Genomic DNA, 18,395 nt, shown 5'->3' with positions numbered 1-18,395 from the left:
TCTTATCTTTAAGTCTAATTTATTAAATACATCCGTCCATGTCTTTAAAAAAATATCTTGCCTTTATATTGCTCATCCTATTAGCACTATCCTGTAAAAAGAAAACCGTAGAAACCGATAACATTTTTAAATTTAGAGATTATATTAGTTATACCACCTCCAATATGGTATCGGTAGCAGATCCCATACAAATTAATTTAGCCAATGATGTTGCTGGTTGGGAAATAGGCCAGAAAATTACCGATAATATTGTTAGCATAACACCGCATGTACAAGGAAGTCTTACCGTAGTTAATGCACACACCCTTGTGTTCACCCCAGACGAATATCTAGACCCCGCAACCGAATATACTGTAACAGTAAAACTAAATGCTATTTATAAGGATATTCCCAAAGATTTTTATACCTACACCTTTCAATTTAAAACCATAACACCTGGTTTTACCTTAGTGACCCAACAGTTACAATCCTACAGTAAAGAATGGCAATATTTAAATGCCATGATACGTTCGGCGGACGTTCTCTCTTTAAAAGATGCCAAGCAATTGATCCATGCTTCACAGGATGGCAAAAAACTAAACCTTGTGTTTAATGAATATTCAGAAAATGCCAAGGTTTTCGAGTTTAAGATTGATAGTATTCACCGCAAAATAGATGATAGTAACCTACTGGTACAGTGGGACGGTAAACCTATTAAAGCAACTAGTAAAGGAGAAAACACCCTGCTAATTCCAGGGATCAACAATTTTACCATAGTAGATGTAAAAGTGGTTCAATTTCCCGAGCAGTATTTATCCATAAACTTTTCCGACCCCTTAAAAAAACAACAGAACTTTGATGGGCTGGTCTCTATTCAACATGTAAAAAATCCCAAATACATTGTAGATGGCAATATTTTAAAAGTGTACCCAAATACTAAATTGGTTGGCAATATTCAAGTAGATATTTTTCAGGGCATTGCCAATCAGGACGCCTTTAAACTGAAAACCCCTTTTTCTGAAACCTTATTATTTGAAGCTCTAAAACCTCAAGTTAAACTTATCAACAACGGCACTATTTTACCCAACTCGCAAGAATTAAAGTTCAATTTTGAAGCTGTGAATCTTAAGGCTGTTGATGTTAGAATCATTAAAATATTTGAAGATAACATTTTGCAGTTTTTACAAGACGACTATTTAAATAGTGACAACGATTATGCCATTAGAAAGGTTGGACGTCGTATAGCAAAACAAACCATTACTTTAGAAAACGAGACTGAGAATACGGGTAAGTGGAAAGCCTACAGTATTGATTTATCCAAATTCTTTAAAGCCGATGCAGGTGCTATTTACCGTGTAGAACTGAGCTTCAAAAAAGACTATTCACTCTACAATTGTACGGACCAACTAGACAATTCGAAAGCTGATAATGATGAGAATACTTATGAGGCTTATTATGATGAAGGTGCCTATGATGACCCAATTTACCAAGATTTTACTACGGAAGACGAAGACCTAAAAGAAGAGGCTTACTGGGATCATTTAACTTATAGTTATAGAGACAGAAGTTATAACTGGAATGAACGCGACAATCCTTGTCACAGTGCTTACTACAATGATAATCGTATCGTTTCACAAAACTTGTTGGCATCCAATTTAGGGGTTATTGCTAAACAAAGCACCAACAACACTTATTACTTTGCGGTTACTAACATTTTAACTACTGAACCTGAAGCCAATGCTACTATAAGACTTTATAATTTCCAGCAACAAGAATTAGCCAGACGTACTACAGACCAAGATGGCTTAACGCTTTTTGATTTGACTCACAATGCAGCCTTTGCCACTGTTACCAAAGGGCGAAATACCACCTATGTAAAACTGGCCGATGGCAACTCACTATCCTTAAGTAAGTTCGATGTTTCAGGCAACAAGCTCCAACGCGGTCTTAAAGGTTACCTTTATGGAGAACGTGGTGTTTGGCGTCCTGGCGATTCTCTACATCTTACCTTTATTTTGAATGATATGGTCAATGAATTACCCAAAGGCCATCCAATAAAACTGGAGGTAACGGACCCTGATGGCAAACTTGTTTTTAAACAGGTAACAGCCAAAAACCTCAACAATTTCTACACTTTTACTGTACCAACTGCCTCCGAAGATAAAACAGGAACCTACAACGCCAGGATATCTGTTGGTGGTGCAGCATTCTACAAAAGCTTAAAAATAGAAACGGTTAAACCCAATCGTTTAAAGATCAATGTTAACTTTGAAAACGACATCCTTACCAGTAAAGCTCCTTTAAAAGGGACTCTGGATGTGGCTTGGTTACACGGTGCTCCTGGTAAAAACTTAAAGGCCGAGATAAAAGCCAAGTTTAGCACTTCGCATACAGGATTCAAAAACTACAAAGCCTATACTTTTAATGATCCCACGCGTAAATTCTCTACCGAAGAGGTTAATGTATTTAAAGGCCAAGTTAACGAAAATGGTCTTGCAAACATAAAGAGCAAACTTGAGGTTGGAAAAAATGCTCCTGGAATGCTCAATGTCCAGTTTTTAGTCCGAGCCTTCGAGAATGGTGGCGATTTCTCCATGGATGCCTTTACCAAAACCTATGCTCCTTATGAGTCGTTTGTAGGGTTACGCTCGCCCAAGGGTAACGATTATGGTTCCTTCTATACCGATGAAAACCAAACTTTTGATGTAGTTGTGGTCAATGCCCAAGGGCAGCCCATACAACGCAACAACCTTGAGGTAAAAGTCTATAAAATAGAGTGGCGCTGGTGGTGGAATGCCTCGTACGATAATTTGTCAAGCTATGTGTCGAGCACCTATCACAGACCATATTTAGATACTACCGTTAATACCGATAGCAATGGAAAAGGGCACTTTAACATTACCATTCCCGAAAACGAACGCGGTCGCTATTTAATTCGAGTTTCAGATCCCATAAGTGGTCATGCCACTGGACGTACAGCTTATTTCTATAAAAACTGGTATATGCCTGCAGGAGACAAAGAAGCTGCTAAAATGTTGGTGTTTTCAGCCGATAAGAACCAGTATCTAGTAGGTGAAACTGCAAAGGTCTCCTTTAAATCGGGTAGTGAAGGCAGGGCATTGGTGAGTATTGAAAATGGTACTGAAGTCCTCAATTATAACTGGGTTGAAACAAACCCAGGCGAAACCACTCTAGAGATTCCAGTTACATCACGTATGGCCCCCAATGTATTCATCAATATTTCCTTGTTACAACCCCATGCAATTACTGAAAATGATTTGCCCATTCGTTTGTATGGTGTGATTCCTATAATGGTTGAAGATCCCAAAACTAAATTAGAACCTCAACTAAGTATGCCCGATGTATTAAAGCCTGAGCAAACTTATGAGATAACAGTCTCAGAAAAAAATAAGAAGCAGATGACCTATACTATTGCTGTGGTAGAAGAAGGCCTGTTGGATTTAACCCGTTTTAAAACACCCAATGCCTGGGACACCTTCTATGCGCGCGAAGCCCTGGGCGTAAAAACCTGGGATGTGTTTGATGATGTGATTGGCGCCTATAGTGGCAGCACCGACCAGGTGTTTGCCATTGGTGGCGATGGCAGTGCCATTGCCGGAAAAAATAAAAAGGCTAACCGTTTTAAACCCGTTGTAACCTATTTAGGTCCTTTTGAACTCCAAGCTGGTGAACATGCCAAACACCGTATTAAAATGCCAAACTATATTGGTTCGGTACGTGCTATGGTGGTAGCCGGAAACTCAAAAACTGAAGCTTACGGCAATACGGATAAAGCCGTACCCGTAAAAAAACCACTGATGGTATTGGCAAGTTTACCGCGCAAACTGAGTCCCGGTGAAAAAGTGACCCTGCCTGTAACGGTATTTGCTATGGAAGCTAAAGTGAAAACCGTAAACCTTCGTTTAAAATTAAGTGAGGGCGTTAGCATTGTAGGCACCCAAACCCAAACCCTGACCTTTGTAAAACCTGACGAACAAATAGCTTATTTTGAATTGGATGTTAGCAAAGCCAAAGGCATCAGTACCATTGAGGTGGTTGCCAATGGTAATGGCGAAACTTCTACCCACAAGATAGAAATAGATGTGGTAAACCCGAACCCCTTCACCACAAGAAGCATAGACAAAACCTTGGGATCCAATGCCACAATGGCCATGGATTTTGCCACTTTTGGCGAACCGGGCACCAATACAGCTACTATTGAGTTTTCTACTCTGCCCCCTATGGATTTCACCCGTAGATTGCAATACCTCATTCAATATCCGCACGGTTGTGTTGAGCAAACCACTTCAAGTGCCTTTCCGCAGTTATTCCTCAACGATATTTTTGATTTGACATACGATAAAAAACAGGCTATAGAAGCCAATATTAAAACTGCCATTACCCGCCTGAGTCATTTTCAAAACCCTAATGGAAGCATGAGCTATTGGATAGGCGAATCCACTGCCAGTGATTGGGGCACTAGTTATGCGGGACATTTTATGATAGAGGCCGAAAAGAAAGGTTATTTACTACCACTTACCCTTAAGAGTAACTGGATACAGTACCAAAAAGAGGCAGCACGTAATTGGCGCCCCAGTTACCAATATTACAACTCTGATTTGGCACAGGCCTACCGCCTTTATACGCTGGCTCTAGCAGGAAGCCCGGACCTAGCATCTATGAACAGGTTGCGTGAATTCTCAGAACTATCCAACGAGGCTAAATGGCGCTTAGCCGCAGCCTATGCGCTGGTAGGCCAAAAAGAAGCTAGTGATGCCATTTCACAGTTAGCCAACATTCTTTTCAAGCCATCCGCTTATAGTTATTATACCTATGGCTCTGTGGATAGAAATCGTGCCATGGCACTGGAAACCATGGTGCTTACCAAAAACCCAAAACAGCGCGAACTTGCAGAATATATTGCTAAAGACCTATCTAGCAACCGTTGGATGAGCACCCAAACTACTGCTTACAGCCTATTAGCCATGGCAAAAATGGTACAAGTTAATGGTGGAAAAGCTTTGAAAGTAAACTACACCCTTAATGGTAAAACCGAAACCATAGATACCCAGCAAGCGGTTGCCCAACGTGAAGTAGCTGTGGTTGATGGAAATAATACCGTTTCTGTTAACAATGCCATAAGCAATGTGGTGTATGTGCGTATCTTAAACTCAGGCAAGCTACCTTTAGGTCAGGAACTCGTGGAGCAACGCGGTTTAAGTGTTTCTATAAAATACACCGATTTAAAAGGGAATGCCCTAAACGTTGCTACTCTTAAGCAAGGTCAAGACCTTATTGCCTTGGTAAGTGTTAGTAATTTAAAGAGCGAACCTGTAAACGATGTGGCGCTTACACAATTGTTCCCATCGGGTTGGGATATTGTTAATACCCGTTTCACAGATTTTGGAGATACCACTGTAAGCCAGGCACGTTACACCGACATACGCGACGACCGGGTAAACTTCTATTTTGATTTAGGGAAAAGTGGTAAAGAACGTACCAAAACCTTTAGTGTGATGTTGAATGCATCGTATTTGGGCACTTACTATTTACCAGGTATTCAGGTCGAAGCGATGTATGACAATGATTATTTGGTGAGAACTAAAGGCCAGTGGGTTACAATTGAGAAGTGATATGTTTTTGAAGAAACATAAAGTCAAGTTGAGTATTATAGGTGTATTCTTAATTGCGTATGCCCTCTGTTTACCCAAACACCTATTTAATAATGCTACGGCTACCATTATTACCAGTAAAGATGGTACACTTTTGGGTGCACAAATAGCCAAGGATGGGCAGTGGCGATTTCCACAAAACGACTCAGTACCCGAAAAATTTAAAGCCTGCATCATCCAATTTGAAGATGCTTATTTTTACAAACATCCGGGGTTCAATCCCATATCCATATTCAAGGCCATGCGCGATAATTTAAAATCAGGTACTGTAAAGCGCGGTGGCAGTACCTTAACCCAACAAGTTATTCGTCTCTCTAGAAACGGTCGGCCACGTACCTATATTGAAAAAGTAAAAGAACTTATTTTGGCCACCCGTTTAGAACTTAGGGAGCCTAAAGATCAAATCCTGGCCTATTACACCTGTAATGCTCCTTTTGGGGGAAACGTGGTAGGGTTAGATGCCGCTGCTTGGCGCTATTTTAACAGAAGCCCTTACGATCTATCTTGGGCAGAGAGCGCCACCCTAGCCGTACTACCCAATGCGCCCAGTTTAATATATCCGGGAAAAAATCAGGAACGATTGCTTAAAAAGCGCAACACCCTTCTTAAAAAACTATTGGATCAAGCGATTATAGACAACTTAACCTATACACTTTCCATAGCAGAGGGACTGCCAAAAAAACCTTATCCCTTACCGCAAATAGCGCCCCATTTACTTCAAAAAGTAGTACAACGCTATCCAGGAAAACAACTTCAAACCACTATAGATAATCATTTGCAACAACGCGTTAATCACATTGTAAAAACACATTACAACCAATTGCTCCAAAATGAAATTTACAATGCAGCCGTCCTAGTATTGAATATAAAAACCCGTCAGGTTTTAGCCTATGTGGGTAATACCCCCACCGATAAAACCCATCAAAAAGACGTGGATGTTATAGATAAACCACGAAGTACAGGCAGTATTTTAAAACCTTTTTTATATACAGCCCTATTGGATGCCGGCGAAATCCTACCCAACACCTTGGTGGCCGATGTTCCTACACAATACGGCAGCTATAATCCCGAAAATTACAATAAGACCTATGATGGCGCCGTTACTGCCAGTAGGGCCTTATCACGTTCTTTAAATGTACCTGCCGTTCGAATGTTGCAAGCCTTTGGTCTGGATCGTTTTCACCATTACTTAAAAACACTCCAGCTTAAGAACTTAACCTATAACGCTAACCATTATGGATTATCACTAATTTTGGGAGGGGCCGAGAGCAATCTATGGGACTTGTGCAAAAGCTATGCTGCATTATCCGCTACCTTAAATCACTTTACAGAAACCTCTAGCGAATATTACACCAATGAGTTTTGTGAACCTACCTTTTTAGCTTCGGAAACCATAGACTTTGGCAAAAAAACAACTGATAAAACCTTATTTGATGCTGCTTCTATTTATTTAACTTTTGAAAGCTTAAAAAACGTCAATAGACCCGAAGGCGATGAAAGCTGGGAGTTCTTTGATGGCTCTAAGCAAATTGCTTGGAAAACGGGTACCAGTTTTGGTTTTAGGGATGCTTGGGCCATAGGCACTACCAAAGATTATGTAGTGGGTGTATGGGTAGGCAATGCTGATGGTGAGGGCAGACCGGGACTGGTAGGTGTACAAACTGCAGCACCAATACTGTTTGATGTGTTTGATCTTTTACCTAATAGCAACTGGTTTTCAAAACCATTTGATGCCATGCAAGAAGCTTCCATTTGTCAAAAAAGTGGCTACCGAGCAGCTCCTAATTGTAACGAGGTAATGATCCAATACATACAGGAAAGTGGTTTAAAAACTAGACCTTGTCCGTACCACATCCAGGTACACCTAGATAAAACAGGGCAGTATCAAGTAAACGCCTCCTGCGAATCTACAAGCAACATGCAACACCAATCGTGGTTTGTTTTACCGCCCTTAATGGCATACTATTACCGAGCCAACAATCCATTTTACAAACCCTTGCCCCCTTTTAAAGCTAACTGTTTGGGGTCACAGCCCGTAAGCATGCAGTTTATATACCCCAATCAAGACAATAGTGTTTTTTTACCCAAGGATTTTGATGGCACTACCAATGAACTCATTTTAAGACTAGCACACTCCAAACCTGCTACCACCGTATTTTGGTATATAGATGACACTTTTGTGGGGGCTACCAAAGACATCCACGATATGGCTGTAATCCCAAGTACTGGTAAACACCTTATTACGGTGGTTGATAGTTACGGAAATGAGGCCAAGCGGTGGATTGAAATTTCGGAATAGGATTATATCTTTACAAATGTCTTTAACATGCTATGATCGGATTTTGTGGTAAACACTTTCTTGGTCTTTAAGACCCTTAAATCTTTAGACACCCAAATATGATCTAGCGATAAAAGCGGGATGTTATAAAACCAGGTTTCTCGAAACCCATTGCCCTTTTTATTAAAGGCTTGATTAAAGTTTTTTTTAATGGGCTTTAAATACTTGGATTCATAAGGGGCATTAAAATCGCCTAAAATAATCGTGTTTTGGGTATCCTTAATTTCTTTGCTTACAAAATTTAACTCCCATTCGCGTGGCACATCGGTACTGCCCTGTACATCAACAGCATAAAAATTAAGTCCCCTCGTTTTAAAATGCACCACCGTAGAATGGTATCTAGAAATTGTAGTGTTTTTAATTTGTATCTTGGTTTTAGAAAAGATATAAATCTCACGCCCTATCTCATAAAAATAGTCTTTAGGGTATTTAGATTGTAACGCTTTCATGGCACTACTTTCCGTCTCAACCAAAACCATCACATCCGGCTTCCCTCCATTTTCCTCAAAAGCTTCCTCAAAACCATTGTTACGAGAGGCGTTCCAAAAAACCACTTCCAGATCGGCTTCCGTTACGCGGTCTGGTATATGAAACTTAAAGCTTCGCCCCAACCACACCAACGTTAACATGCCCGCCAAAATAATATTATACTTCTTTACCTTTAATATTAAGGACAATAGCAGCACAATTGCAATAATAACAGGCAGCGGAAACAAATAGAAGTTTAAGGACGCTCCAAAGCTCTCCTCCTTCTCAATAAAATGAATCTTTAATAAGGTTATAATGATTAATACATTGACAACCTGCAGTAGAATTCTTAAGATTTGGACGATCCTTTTTACCATCTATCGTAATGAGAATCCTTTTGCGGCCCACCAGGGGTGTACTTCAATCACCAACCGGCCAGCTTTTACCATAGGGTCGGCATTAGCCAAACTATCGGCCATTTTAAGTGTGGGCACATTATAAATAGTAATGCCCCGAATGTCGCCATTATCACCAAAAGGCCCTGAAATATCGGCATAACCCAGTTCGTACATTTTTCTTAAATGTGCTAGGTGTTGTTCTTGTAACAGTTGGGCTTCCTCTTCATTCTGCGAACGGATGGGTCCACTCTTCAGAAATGCAATAAAATACTGTTGCATTAAAATGGTGTCTTGGGTCTTTATATCCACATAGTCAAAGGTCTGAAAGCCTTTAGCTGTCAGTTCCGTCTTAATTTCTTTGATGGTTTTTTTAACAGGTTTGTCTATCTGCTTTTCTAAAACATCCAGAGTATCCTCCACTATAACCGTATCTGTTTCTTCTGCCATGGGTGCCTTTGTATCGTTTTTACATGCCAGTAATGTTGTGGTTACTATAAAAATGCTTAATAATTTCTTCATGTCTTTGTTTTTTTTCTATCTATCCCTAAAACAATCATTCCCAAGTTTTAAATGGCCGTTTACTCAATTGCGAGTTGTAATATTTAATATTGCCCGTAACTTCGGTTCCCAACCAATCGGGCTTAAAAAATGTTTCATTTTCATCACGCAGTTCAATCTCAGCAATTATTAGGCCTTCATTGTCGCCATAAAACTCGTCTATTTCAAAAATATGGTTTTCCACTTTCACTTCAAAACGTATTTTATCAATAACCCCTGGTTCACAGATTTTTAACAACGCTTCGGCTTCTTGCTTTGGGATTTCTTTTTCCCATTCAAAGCGTGATACCCCATTGGAAGCAGATAGGCCTTTTACGGTTATAAAACCTTGCTCACCTTTTATCCGAACTCTTACAGTGCGTTCTTTATGTGTGTTTAAAAACCCTTGAACAATTCTGGTCTTTTTAAAAGCAATGGCTCTGTACGCGTTTGAAATCACTAAAAATTTACGTTCTATTTCTTTCAATCTGTAAATGCTTTAATTGTTTATCATGAAATTTGCTTAGTGTAAGCAATGCTAATATGGCCCCAATAGTTGCATACAACATATCAGATTGTGTATCCCAAATATATCCCTGGGTTCCAAGGAATGAATCTCCTCCCTCTCCTGTAACTAACGATACCCCCCATTCAATAAACTCATAAGTGGCACTAATAGCTAAAGCCATACAAACTACAATAAAATTTAACCATTTTGTGGTACTCACTACTGCTTTTCGTAACAATAGCTCTCTGGCAATCATAGCAGGAACAAAGCCTTGCACAAAATGCCCCAATTTATCATAATTGTTTCTTTGTTGATGGAACACCTCCTGTAACCAATCAAAAAATGGAACTTCTGCATATGTGTAATGACCTCCAACAATTAAAATAATACCATGAAAAAAAACAAGTGTGTAAACTAAGTGTGTAAACCTAAAGTTATTAAAGGTAACAATTAAAATTAGTATACCAATAACGGCGGGTAAGACTTCCAAGAACCATGTAAAATAATCATGGGGCTTAATAGCCGACCAGATAAATAATATTCCTAATAAAATAAGAAGCGTGTAAATTAATTTCATGGCATCTTTAAATAGTATCTCACCCAAAATAGTATCTCACCCAAAGATATCTTATTTTTGAAATATTCAAGTTTAAAAATGGTTAACGATTTACCCATACGTAAAATTATTCATGTAGATATGGATGCGTTTTATGCTTCTGTAGAGCAAATGGACAACCCCAAACTAAAGGGCAAACCCATTGCGGTAGGAGGTGGCGGCAAGCGTGGCGTGGTAAGTGCCGCTAGTTACGAAGCACGAAAGTTTGGTGTAAAAAGTGCAATGGCTGGAAATCTGGCTGCTAAGCTATGTCCAAACCTTATTTTTGTTAGACCGCGCTTTGAACGATACTCTGAAATCTCCAAGAAAATTAGGGCCATTTTTTATGATTATACCGATTTGGTAGAGCCCCTTTCTTTGGATGAAGCCTATTTGGATGTTACCCTTAATAAAAAAGGCAACCCCAGCGCCTCTTTAATAGCCCAAGACATCCGGGATCGTATTTTTAAGGAGATTGGTTTAACAGCCTCGGCAGGAATTTCCATCAATAAGTTTATTGCTAAAGTAGCAAGCGATTATAACAAACCCAATGGCCAAAAAACGGTAAACCCCGAAGAGGTACTTCCGTTTTTAGAACAGTTGGATATTAGAAAGTTTTACGGAGTAGGTAAGGTAACTGCCGAAAAGATGTACCAGTTGGGTATTTTTACAGGTATGGATTTAAAGCAAAAATCCTTGGAATACTTAAGCGACCATTTTGGAAAATCGGGTCGATACTATTATTATGTGGTTCGGGGCATTCATAATAGCGAAGTAAAACCCAATAGGATAAGAAAAAGCCTAGCTGCCGAACGGACGTTTAGTGAAAACCTGTCCTCTGAAATTTTTATGCTAGAGAAACTGGACCATATTGCCGATGAAGTTGCCCGACGGCTAAACAAAAGCCAGGTAGCAGGAAAAACCGTAACGCTAAAAATTAAGTACAGTGACTTTACGCTGCAAACACGCAGCAAGACCCTGCATTATTTTATTAGTGATAAAGGGTTAATCTTAGAGACTGCCAAAGACCTACTATATCAAGAAAAGCTGAGCAACTCGGTACGCTTGCTGGGCATTTCCATGTCTAACTTAAATACTGAAACCAAACGCGCTGCCCCCGAACAAAAAAGTGTAAGCGTACAATTAAAGTTTGATTTTTAAAATATCCTAATCGTTTACAATCTCCCTAACGCGCAAGGTATTTACCATCCCTTTTTCAGCAATAGGCATAGAGGCCAAACTAATAACCATATCCCCCTTAGTAACGTACTTGTGCTTTTTAGCTATTCTATTAATATCCCCCACCGTTTGGTCGGTAGACACAAATCGGTCGTAAAAGAAGGCTTTAACACCCCAAAGTAGACTTAACTGGGTTAATATGCGTTTGTTTGGCGTAAATACCAAAATATAGCATGAGGGCCTCCAGGCCGAAATTTGAAAAGCCGTATATCCACTATTAGTTAAGGTTGAAATGGCCTTGGCATTAATTTCGTTTGCCATATTAGCGGCATGATAACAAATGGATTTGGTAATGTAACGGTTGGTACGTATGTGCGGTGGCAATTGTGGTACTTTAATTAATGGGGAATCTTCCACGCTCTTTAAGATGCTAGCCATTTGCCTGATGACTTCAACGGGGTATTTACCCACCGAGGTTTCTCCAGATAGCATTACGGCATCGGCACCGTCCATTACCGAGTTGGCAACATCGTTCACTTCGGCTCGGGTAGGCGTTAAGCTGGAAATCATGGTTTCCATCATTTGGGTAGCAATTATTACCGGTATTCTAGCTTTTTTAGCCCGTAACACCAACTGTTTTTGGATTAGAGGCACCTCTTCCGCAGGAACTTCAACTCCTAAATCACCTCGTGCTACCATAATACCATCACAATGCGAAACAATTTTATCTATATTGGTTACCGCTTCTGGCTTTTCTATTTTCGCAATGATAGGAATTTTATAATCACTGTGTTTTTCTATTAAATCACGCAATTGCATTAAATCTTCAGCATGGCGTACAAAGGATAGGGCTATCCAATCTACTTCCTCCCCGATGGCAAAAATGGCATCTTCAATATCTTTTTCGGTTAAAGCGGGTTGCGAAATATTAGTATTGGGTAAGTTCACTCCTTTTTTAGATTTTAAAGGGCCTCCCTGTATAACTTTAGCAGTAACTTCAGAGTCATTATCAGAAGACACCACTTCAAAAATCAATTTCCCATCATCCAAAAGAATACGCTCACCTGGTTTGGCATCTTGTGGAAAGCGCTCATAAGTCATATAAACACGCTCCTTGGTGCCTTCAAAACGCTCTCCCGTAGCAAATACAATTTCATCGCCAGGATGCACCACGACTTCCTCTTTCATCACCCCTACACGAAGTTTAGGCCCCTGTAAATCGGCCAGAATAGCAGCATTATAACCGTATTCCTCATTCAATTCCCTTATCATTTTTATCCGCTCAGCAACATCCTTATAATCGGCATGCGAAAAGTTAATTCTAAATACATTAACACCCTCATCAAGCATCCCTTTTAAAATATCTTTGGTACTTGTTGCGGGCCCTAATGTGGCTACTATTTTGGTTTTTTTATTTAATGGCATTAGCTAAAAATTAAATTGTCTTTTGATTTTAATTGACTGATGTCTATACTAAAGGCTGTTACAACTTGCGGAATACTTAATATACTATTTAAAATATATTTCTCCTTGCTCGCTTTAAACTCATTGTCTATTTTCAAGAAATAGTTTACCCGTTTATATTCTGGTATTAAATGGGTTGTTTTAATGATTTTATCTGGCGTATCGAACAACGAACTGTAATTTACCTGTTGGTGTTCTTCTACCTTACACATATTAGATACCAGACTCCATGTGGTTAGTTGTTTACAGTCTTCCCATTCAAAAATGGTGTAAGTTGATTTTTCAAGACTGAAATCAAGATCGGATGCTTTTCTAACCAGCCCCGTGCCCAAATATTTGTTCAGTAAATAGGCCAACCGATAATCCTCTACCGAACAATGAATTGCTATTAAAGTGCTCGACACTTCATCAAAAACATTGTCAAGAATAAGTTTGTGAATAGCCATAACTTATATTAATCGCTGTAAATATAGTATTTATAATATTCAGTTCTAATAAGTTTTCGTTAATCTTGGAAAGAAACGCAACTAAAACGTTATAGTTAATTACTTTGTTTACAAGCCTTTTAAATGAGCTTGGACATTTTGTTTTGAAAGGCAAAAAAAGCGCGTTTAGATGCTTTTTCCTCGGCCTTTTTTTTGGAGGTTGCCCGGGCTTTGGCAATGACTTTATTATCTATGGATAGTTTTACCGAAAAATGCCGTACTTCATCATTTCCGGTATCTTCATAGACATTGTAGTTGAATGTTTTCTTTTCTTTTTGGCACCACTCTATAAGCAAACTCTTATAACTAATAACCTTGCCTTCCAGGGTTTCAATGTCTACATAGGGCAGGATTACCCGCTTGTATATAAATTTTTCGCAATGCTTGTAACCCCTATCTAAAAATATGGCCCCCACCAAAGCTTCAAACAGATTGCCATGAATGTTATCGCCAAACTGTCCAGATGGTATTTTACTCTCTACTAGGTTTATTAGGTTTAGGTCTCTTCCCAGTTCATTTAAATGCTCTCTGCTAACTACTTTAGAACGCATTTTAGTTAAATAGCCCTCATCGCCACTGGGTACTTCCAAGTACAAGTGCGACGCAATCACGGCACTTAACATGGCATCGCCCAAAAACTCCAAACGCTCATAATTAATGGCATTGCCCTTACTATCGCGTATGTTCATAGAACGGTGCGTAAAAGCTTTTTTATAAAACTTGACCTGTTTGGGCTTAAACCCCAGTATTTTATACAATTCCATAAAAAAATTCCCGTTGCGTTTAAAACGGGAATTTAATATGTTTCGAATGCTTTTCATCTGATTATTAATATATTACTTTAATGTCAGATGTCGTAATAAACCTTAAAATCATTTTAATATAAAATTTTATCTTTTATTTTGGTTTATTTCATTCGGGCATTCAATCTAGTTTCTTGAATAATACACAAGCGTTATGGCCACCAAACCCAAAGGTATTGCTCATGGCTATTTTAATAGCTCTTTTTTGGGCCTTGTTCAACGTTAAATTCAATTCTGGATCAATGTTTTCATCTACAGTAGTATGGTTAATGGTTGGGGGAACAATCCCGTGTTCCATAGCCATAATTGCCGAGATGGCTTCAATAGCACCAGCAGCACCTAGCAGGTGTCCGGTCATTGATTTAGTAGAATTGATATTAATGTGCTTCGCATGGTCTCCAAACACTTCAGAAATGGCTTTAAGTTCAGCAACATCGCCCAATGGTGTTGAAGTACCGTGGGTATTTATGTGATCAACGTCTTCTGGTTTAAGTCCTGCATTCTCCAAACAATTCTTCATAACTGCCATCACACCGTGTCCTTCTGGGTGCGGTGCCGTCATATGGTAAGCATCAGAAGATAAGCCACCACCGATAAATTCGGCATAAATCTTAGCGCCTCGAGCCTTGGCATGTTCATACTCTTCCAAAACAAGAGCACCAGCGCCTTCACCAAGCACAAAACCATCTCTGGTACCATCAAAAGGTCTAGAGGCCGTTTCTGGACTTTCGTTTCTAGTAGATAGTGCATGCATGGCATTAAATCCGCCCATTCCCGCAATGGTAACAGCAGCTTCGCTTCCTCCGGTTATTACAACATCGCAATGCCCCAATCTAATGGAATTTAAGGCATCAAACATGGCATTTGCCGAAGATGCACAGGCAGAAACCGTAGTATAGTTAGGCCCCATAAACCCATATTTAATGGATATATTCCCTGGTGCAATATCTGCAATCATTTTGGGGATAAAGAAAGGATTGAATCGCGGTGTACCGTCCCCTTTGGCAAAGTTTAAAACTTCTTCTTGAAAGGTTTCCAAGCCACCAATACCAGCGCCCCATATAACACCTACGCGTAACTTATTGATAGTGTCTAAATTCAACTTCGCATCTGCTATAGCTTCATCAGAAGCTACCATAGCATACTGCGTAAATTTATCCATTCTACCAGCAAGCTTTCGGTCTATAAAGTCCGTCGCCTTAAAGTCTTTCAACTCACAAGCAAACTTTGTTTTAAACTTTTCGGTATCAAAATATGTTATAGGCGCAGCACCACTTTTACCACTGACTAGAGCATCCCAATAGGCTTCCTTGGTATTTCCAATCGGTGTTAAAGCGCCCAATCCTGTGACTACAACTCGCTTTAATTCCATAAAGTATACTAGCTTATTTTGCTTCTTCTATGTATGATATAGCTTGACCAACTGTAGCAATGTTTTCTGCTTGGTCGTCTGGAATTTGAATATCGAATTCTTTTTCGAATTCCATGATTAATTCTACAGTGTCTAAAGAGTCTGCTCCTAAATCGTTTGTGAAGCTCGCTTCAGTAACAACTTCGTTCTCATCAACTCCTAATTTGTCTACGATAATCGCTTTTACTCTTGATGCAATGTCTGACATAATCTTTTAATTTTAAGTTTTAATTAGTTGGCAAAAATAAAAAACTTTATTTTTAAAACACATGTTTACTTTAAAAATGTGTTTGTAATTTACTAAATTCCTTTTAAGTATTTATAATTTAGCTACTAAATGTTAATAATTATTCTTTTTTTTGTTCGAAGAATTCCAATAGCATAACACAAAACATGAAGCGAATCGTCATTTTTGCATCCGGTAGCGGTAGTAATGCCGAAAACTTAATTACCTTTTTTAAAGATAGCACCACGGCAAGGGTTACCCAAGTGCTTACCAACAACCCACAGGCCAAAGTGTTAGAGCGCTGTAAAACCCTTGGGGTTAGTGCGCTTTCCTTTAACCGAACGGCCTTTACAAAAACCAATGATGTCCTTAATGTTTTAAAAGCTTTTCAGCCCGATTTAATTGTTTTGGCCGGATTTTTATGGAAGATGCCTGAACCTATTTTACAAGCATTTCCCAATAAAGTCATTAATATCCATCCGGCACTGTTGCCCAATTATGGCGGCAAAGGGATGTATGGCATGTATGTGCACCAGGCTGTAGTTGCCAACAAGGAATCCCAAACGGGCATTACCATACATTATGTAAATGAACACTATGATGAGGGCGCCATTATTTTTCAAGCCACCTGTGATGTAAACCCCACCGATACGGCCGAGGATGTAGCTGCTAAAATCCATGAACTGGAAATGGCACATTTCCCAAAGGTGGTAGCGCAATTACTTGTTGACACGAATGCGTAAAAAAAAGAAAAAATATTACACCGTTTGGAAAGGACACCACACAGGCGTGTTTGACAGTTGGGCCGATTGCAAAGCGCAGATCACCAATTATGAGGGCGCCCAATACAAAGCCTTTGAAACCTTTAATGCTGCTAAGGAGGCTTTAAAAGGCCGTTATAAAGATTATGTGGGCCAATCTAAAACCTTTAAAAGTGCACTTTCTAAAGAACAGCTTAAAAAAATAGGTCAGCCCAATTACCACTCCATTGCCGTAGATGCAGCCTCGAGTGGCAACCCCGGGAAAATGGAATACCGCGGTGTAGATACCAAAACCAAAAAACAGCTCTTTATACAAGGGCCTTTTGAGGAAGGCACCAATAATATTGGTGAATTTTTGGCCATCGTACACGGCTTGGCACTGCTTAAAAAAAAGCAAAGTGACCGTATTATTTATACCGACTCGAAAACGGCCATAAGCTGGGTAAAAAAGAAAACCTGCAATACCAAATTACCCCGCACCGAAAAAAACAAAGCCTTGTTTGAATTGGTAGACCGTGCCGTGCACTGGCTTAAAACCCATACCTACACCACTACTATAGTGAAATGGGAAACCAAGGCCTGGGGAGAGATTCCTGCGGATTTTGGACGAAAATGAATTGATATCAAGCCCAATATCAGGCAAATGATTTTTGGCTTAGTGTTGGGCAAGAATGTTTAGACGGTAGACGCTTTATCAAACCCTACTGTTTCTCTATATACCTGGGGGGAAACATCTACATTTTTCTTAAAGAACCTGCTAAAGTAATATTCATCATGATACCCCAGTTCGTACCCAATAGCTTTAATGGACTTGTTTGTAAGATACAGTTCCCTTTTAGCTTCAATAACAATCCGTTCAGAAATTAAATCTGTCAAGGTTTTATTAAAATGTGCTTTGGTGAGCTTTGCCAAAGCTTTTGGGCTTATTGCCAACATCTCGGCATAATCGCTGGCGGTGTGCTTTGTTTTGTAATGCTGTTCGATATAGTTTTTTAAGTTCTGTAAAACAAATGGGGTTTTGGCGTTTGCTGTTGCCTTTTGTGCGTTTGGTTGCTGTTCGGTTTTTAGCCTTGAGGCTGTTATTAAAACGATCTTTAAATACGAAATGAGCAGTTCATATTGTGCCAGTGCAGGGTTTTGTATTTCTGCTTTTATCTGCTCAACAACATTTTCAAAACTGGTTTTGCTTGCTTTGTTTATTTCAACAAAAGGCGGATGGTAAATATTATTGAACAACACCCCATCACAAGCCACTTCTTTCTGGTGTTTATGAATACAAAAGAAATCTGGATGAAAATTTATAACTACCATCTTAAAATTACCAGAAAAACTGAACATGAATGGTTGATAGGTAGAAAATGAAAACAACATGTTATCCTTAAATTCATGCTCATGAAAATCTGCCCTAACGGTTCCTTTGCCTGCTGTTATCCAAATCAAGGAGTAATAGTTCATCCGTTGAATGTGGTCAAAAGGGTTTTCATTTTCAAACTGGGATAGCTTAAATGCCAGGTTTCCTATTTTTGGGTTGATTAGTGTAAAATTGTTCTTTTGTGTCATATATGCCAAAA

The 18,395-nt window shown here is 39.3% G+C and carries 15 protein-coding genes; 5 read left to right on the top strand and 10 right to left on the bottom strand.

Translation table 11 applies throughout. The features are described from left to right. Positions 1-38 precede the first annotated feature (38 nt). Both AC5SR4_RS07170 and pbpC read left to right on the top strand, forming a co-directional pair. Complete coding sequence (locus AC5SR4_RS07170) at positions 39-5,612, top strand: alpha-2-macroglobulin family protein (protein WP_495358856.1); 5,574 nt, start codon at positions 39-41, stop codon at positions 5,610-5,612. Position 5,613: 1 nt separating this feature from the next. Beyond that, positions 5,614-7,950 (top strand): penicillin-binding protein 1C, encoded by a 2,337-nt coding sequence (gene pbpC, locus AC5SR4_RS07165; protein ID WP_495358855.1) that lies wholly within the window; start codon positions 5,614-5,616, stop codon positions 7,948-7,950. A 2-nt stretch (positions 7,951-7,952) separates the two neighbouring features. Here pbpC and AC5SR4_RS07160 read toward each other — a convergent pair whose 3' ends face one another. Genes AC5SR4_RS07160 through AC5SR4_RS07145 form a run of 4 tightly spaced genes read right to left on the bottom strand, consistent with a single transcriptional unit; the run spans position 7,953 to position 10,477 of the window. After that, positions 7,953-8,834, bottom strand: coding sequence for an endonuclease/exonuclease/phosphatase family protein (locus tag AC5SR4_RS07160; RefSeq protein WP_495358854.1), 882 nt, complete (start codon positions 8,832-8,834; stop codon positions 7,953-7,955). Continuing rightward, positions 8,835-9,374, bottom strand: a complete 540-nt coding sequence (locus AC5SR4_RS07155) for a YciI family protein (RefSeq protein WP_495358853.1) — start codon at positions 9,372-9,374, stop codon at positions 8,835-8,837. Between the two features lie 34 nt (positions 9,375-9,408). Further along, positions 9,409-9,879, bottom strand: a complete 471-nt coding sequence (locus tag AC5SR4_RS07150) for a CYTH domain-containing protein (protein WP_495358852.1) — start codon at positions 9,877-9,879, stop codon at positions 9,409-9,411. Beyond that, positions 9,860-10,477 carry a DUF2238 domain-containing protein gene (locus tag AC5SR4_RS07145; RefSeq protein WP_495358851.1) on the bottom strand — a complete coding sequence of 206 codons (618 nt, stop codon included), beginning with the start codon at positions 10,475-10,477 and terminating at the stop codon, positions 9,860-9,862. The genes AC5SR4_RS07150 and AC5SR4_RS07145 overlap by 20 nt, the downstream gene beginning before the upstream one ends. 78 nt (positions 10,478-10,555) lie before the next feature. On the opposite strand from AC5SR4_RS07145, the gene dinB reads away from it, so the two are divergent. Beyond that, a complete protein-coding gene (gene dinB, locus AC5SR4_RS07140) occupies positions 10,556-11,656 on the top strand; it encodes a DNA polymerase IV (RefSeq protein ID WP_495358850.1) in 1,101 nt (366 codons plus the stop codon). Positions 11,657-11,662: 6 nt separating this feature from the next. Here dinB and pyk read toward each other — a convergent pair whose 3' ends face one another. From pyk to AC5SR4_RS07115, 5 genes are all read right to left on the bottom strand, one after another. Beyond that, positions 11,663-13,099, bottom strand: a complete 1,437-nt coding sequence (gene pyk / locus AC5SR4_RS07135) for a pyruvate kinase (RefSeq protein ID WP_495358849.1) — start codon at positions 13,097-13,099, stop codon at positions 11,663-11,665. Beyond that, positions 13,099-13,584 carry an IPExxxVDY family protein gene (locus AC5SR4_RS07130; RefSeq protein ID WP_495358848.1) on the bottom strand — a complete coding sequence of 162 codons (486 nt, stop codon included), beginning with the start codon at positions 13,582-13,584 and terminating at the stop codon, positions 13,099-13,101. Before AC5SR4_RS07130 ends, pyk begins: the two co-directional genes overlap by 1 nt. 119 nt (positions 13,585-13,703) lie before the next feature. Beyond that, complete coding sequence (gene rnc / locus AC5SR4_RS07125; protein WP_495358847.1) at positions 13,704-14,444, bottom strand: ribonuclease III; 741 nt, start codon at positions 14,442-14,444, stop codon at positions 13,704-13,706. 103 nt (positions 14,445-14,547) lie between these two features. After that, entirely contained in the window at positions 14,548-15,798 is a 1,251-nt protein-coding gene (gene fabF, locus AC5SR4_RS07120; protein WP_495358846.1) for a beta-ketoacyl-ACP synthase II, read from the bottom strand. 13 nt (positions 15,799-15,811) lie between these two features. Continuing rightward, the gene (locus AC5SR4_RS07115) at positions 15,812-16,045 is read right to left on the bottom strand and encodes an acyl carrier protein (protein ID WP_008269813.1); all 234 of its coding nucleotides are present in this window, start codon (positions 16,043-16,045) and stop codon (positions 15,812-15,814) included. Positions 16,046-16,230: 185 nt separating this feature from the next. Between AC5SR4_RS07115 and purN the strand changes: the two genes are divergently transcribed. Then, positions 16,231-16,806, top strand: coding sequence for a phosphoribosylglycinamide formyltransferase (gene purN, locus AC5SR4_RS07110; protein ID WP_495358845.1), 576 nt, complete (start codon positions 16,231-16,233; stop codon positions 16,804-16,806). Next, positions 16,799-17,440, top strand: a complete 642-nt coding sequence (locus tag AC5SR4_RS07105) for a ribonuclease H1 domain-containing protein (protein WP_495358844.1) — start codon at positions 16,799-16,801, stop codon at positions 17,438-17,440. Before purN ends, AC5SR4_RS07105 begins: the two co-directional genes overlap by 8 nt. A 59-nt stretch (positions 17,441-17,499) precedes the next feature. On the opposite strand, the gene AC5SR4_RS07100 is transcribed toward AC5SR4_RS07105, so the two are convergent. Next, the gene (locus AC5SR4_RS07100) at positions 17,500-18,384 is read right to left on the bottom strand and encodes a helix-turn-helix domain-containing protein (RefSeq protein WP_495358843.1); all 885 of its coding nucleotides are present in this window, start codon (positions 18,382-18,384) and stop codon (positions 17,500-17,502) included. Positions 18,385-18,395 lie beyond the last annotated feature (11 nt).

The organism is Aestuariibaculum scopimerae (assembly GCF_059428085.1).
This window is presented reverse-complemented; position numbering and strand designations above follow the sequence as displayed.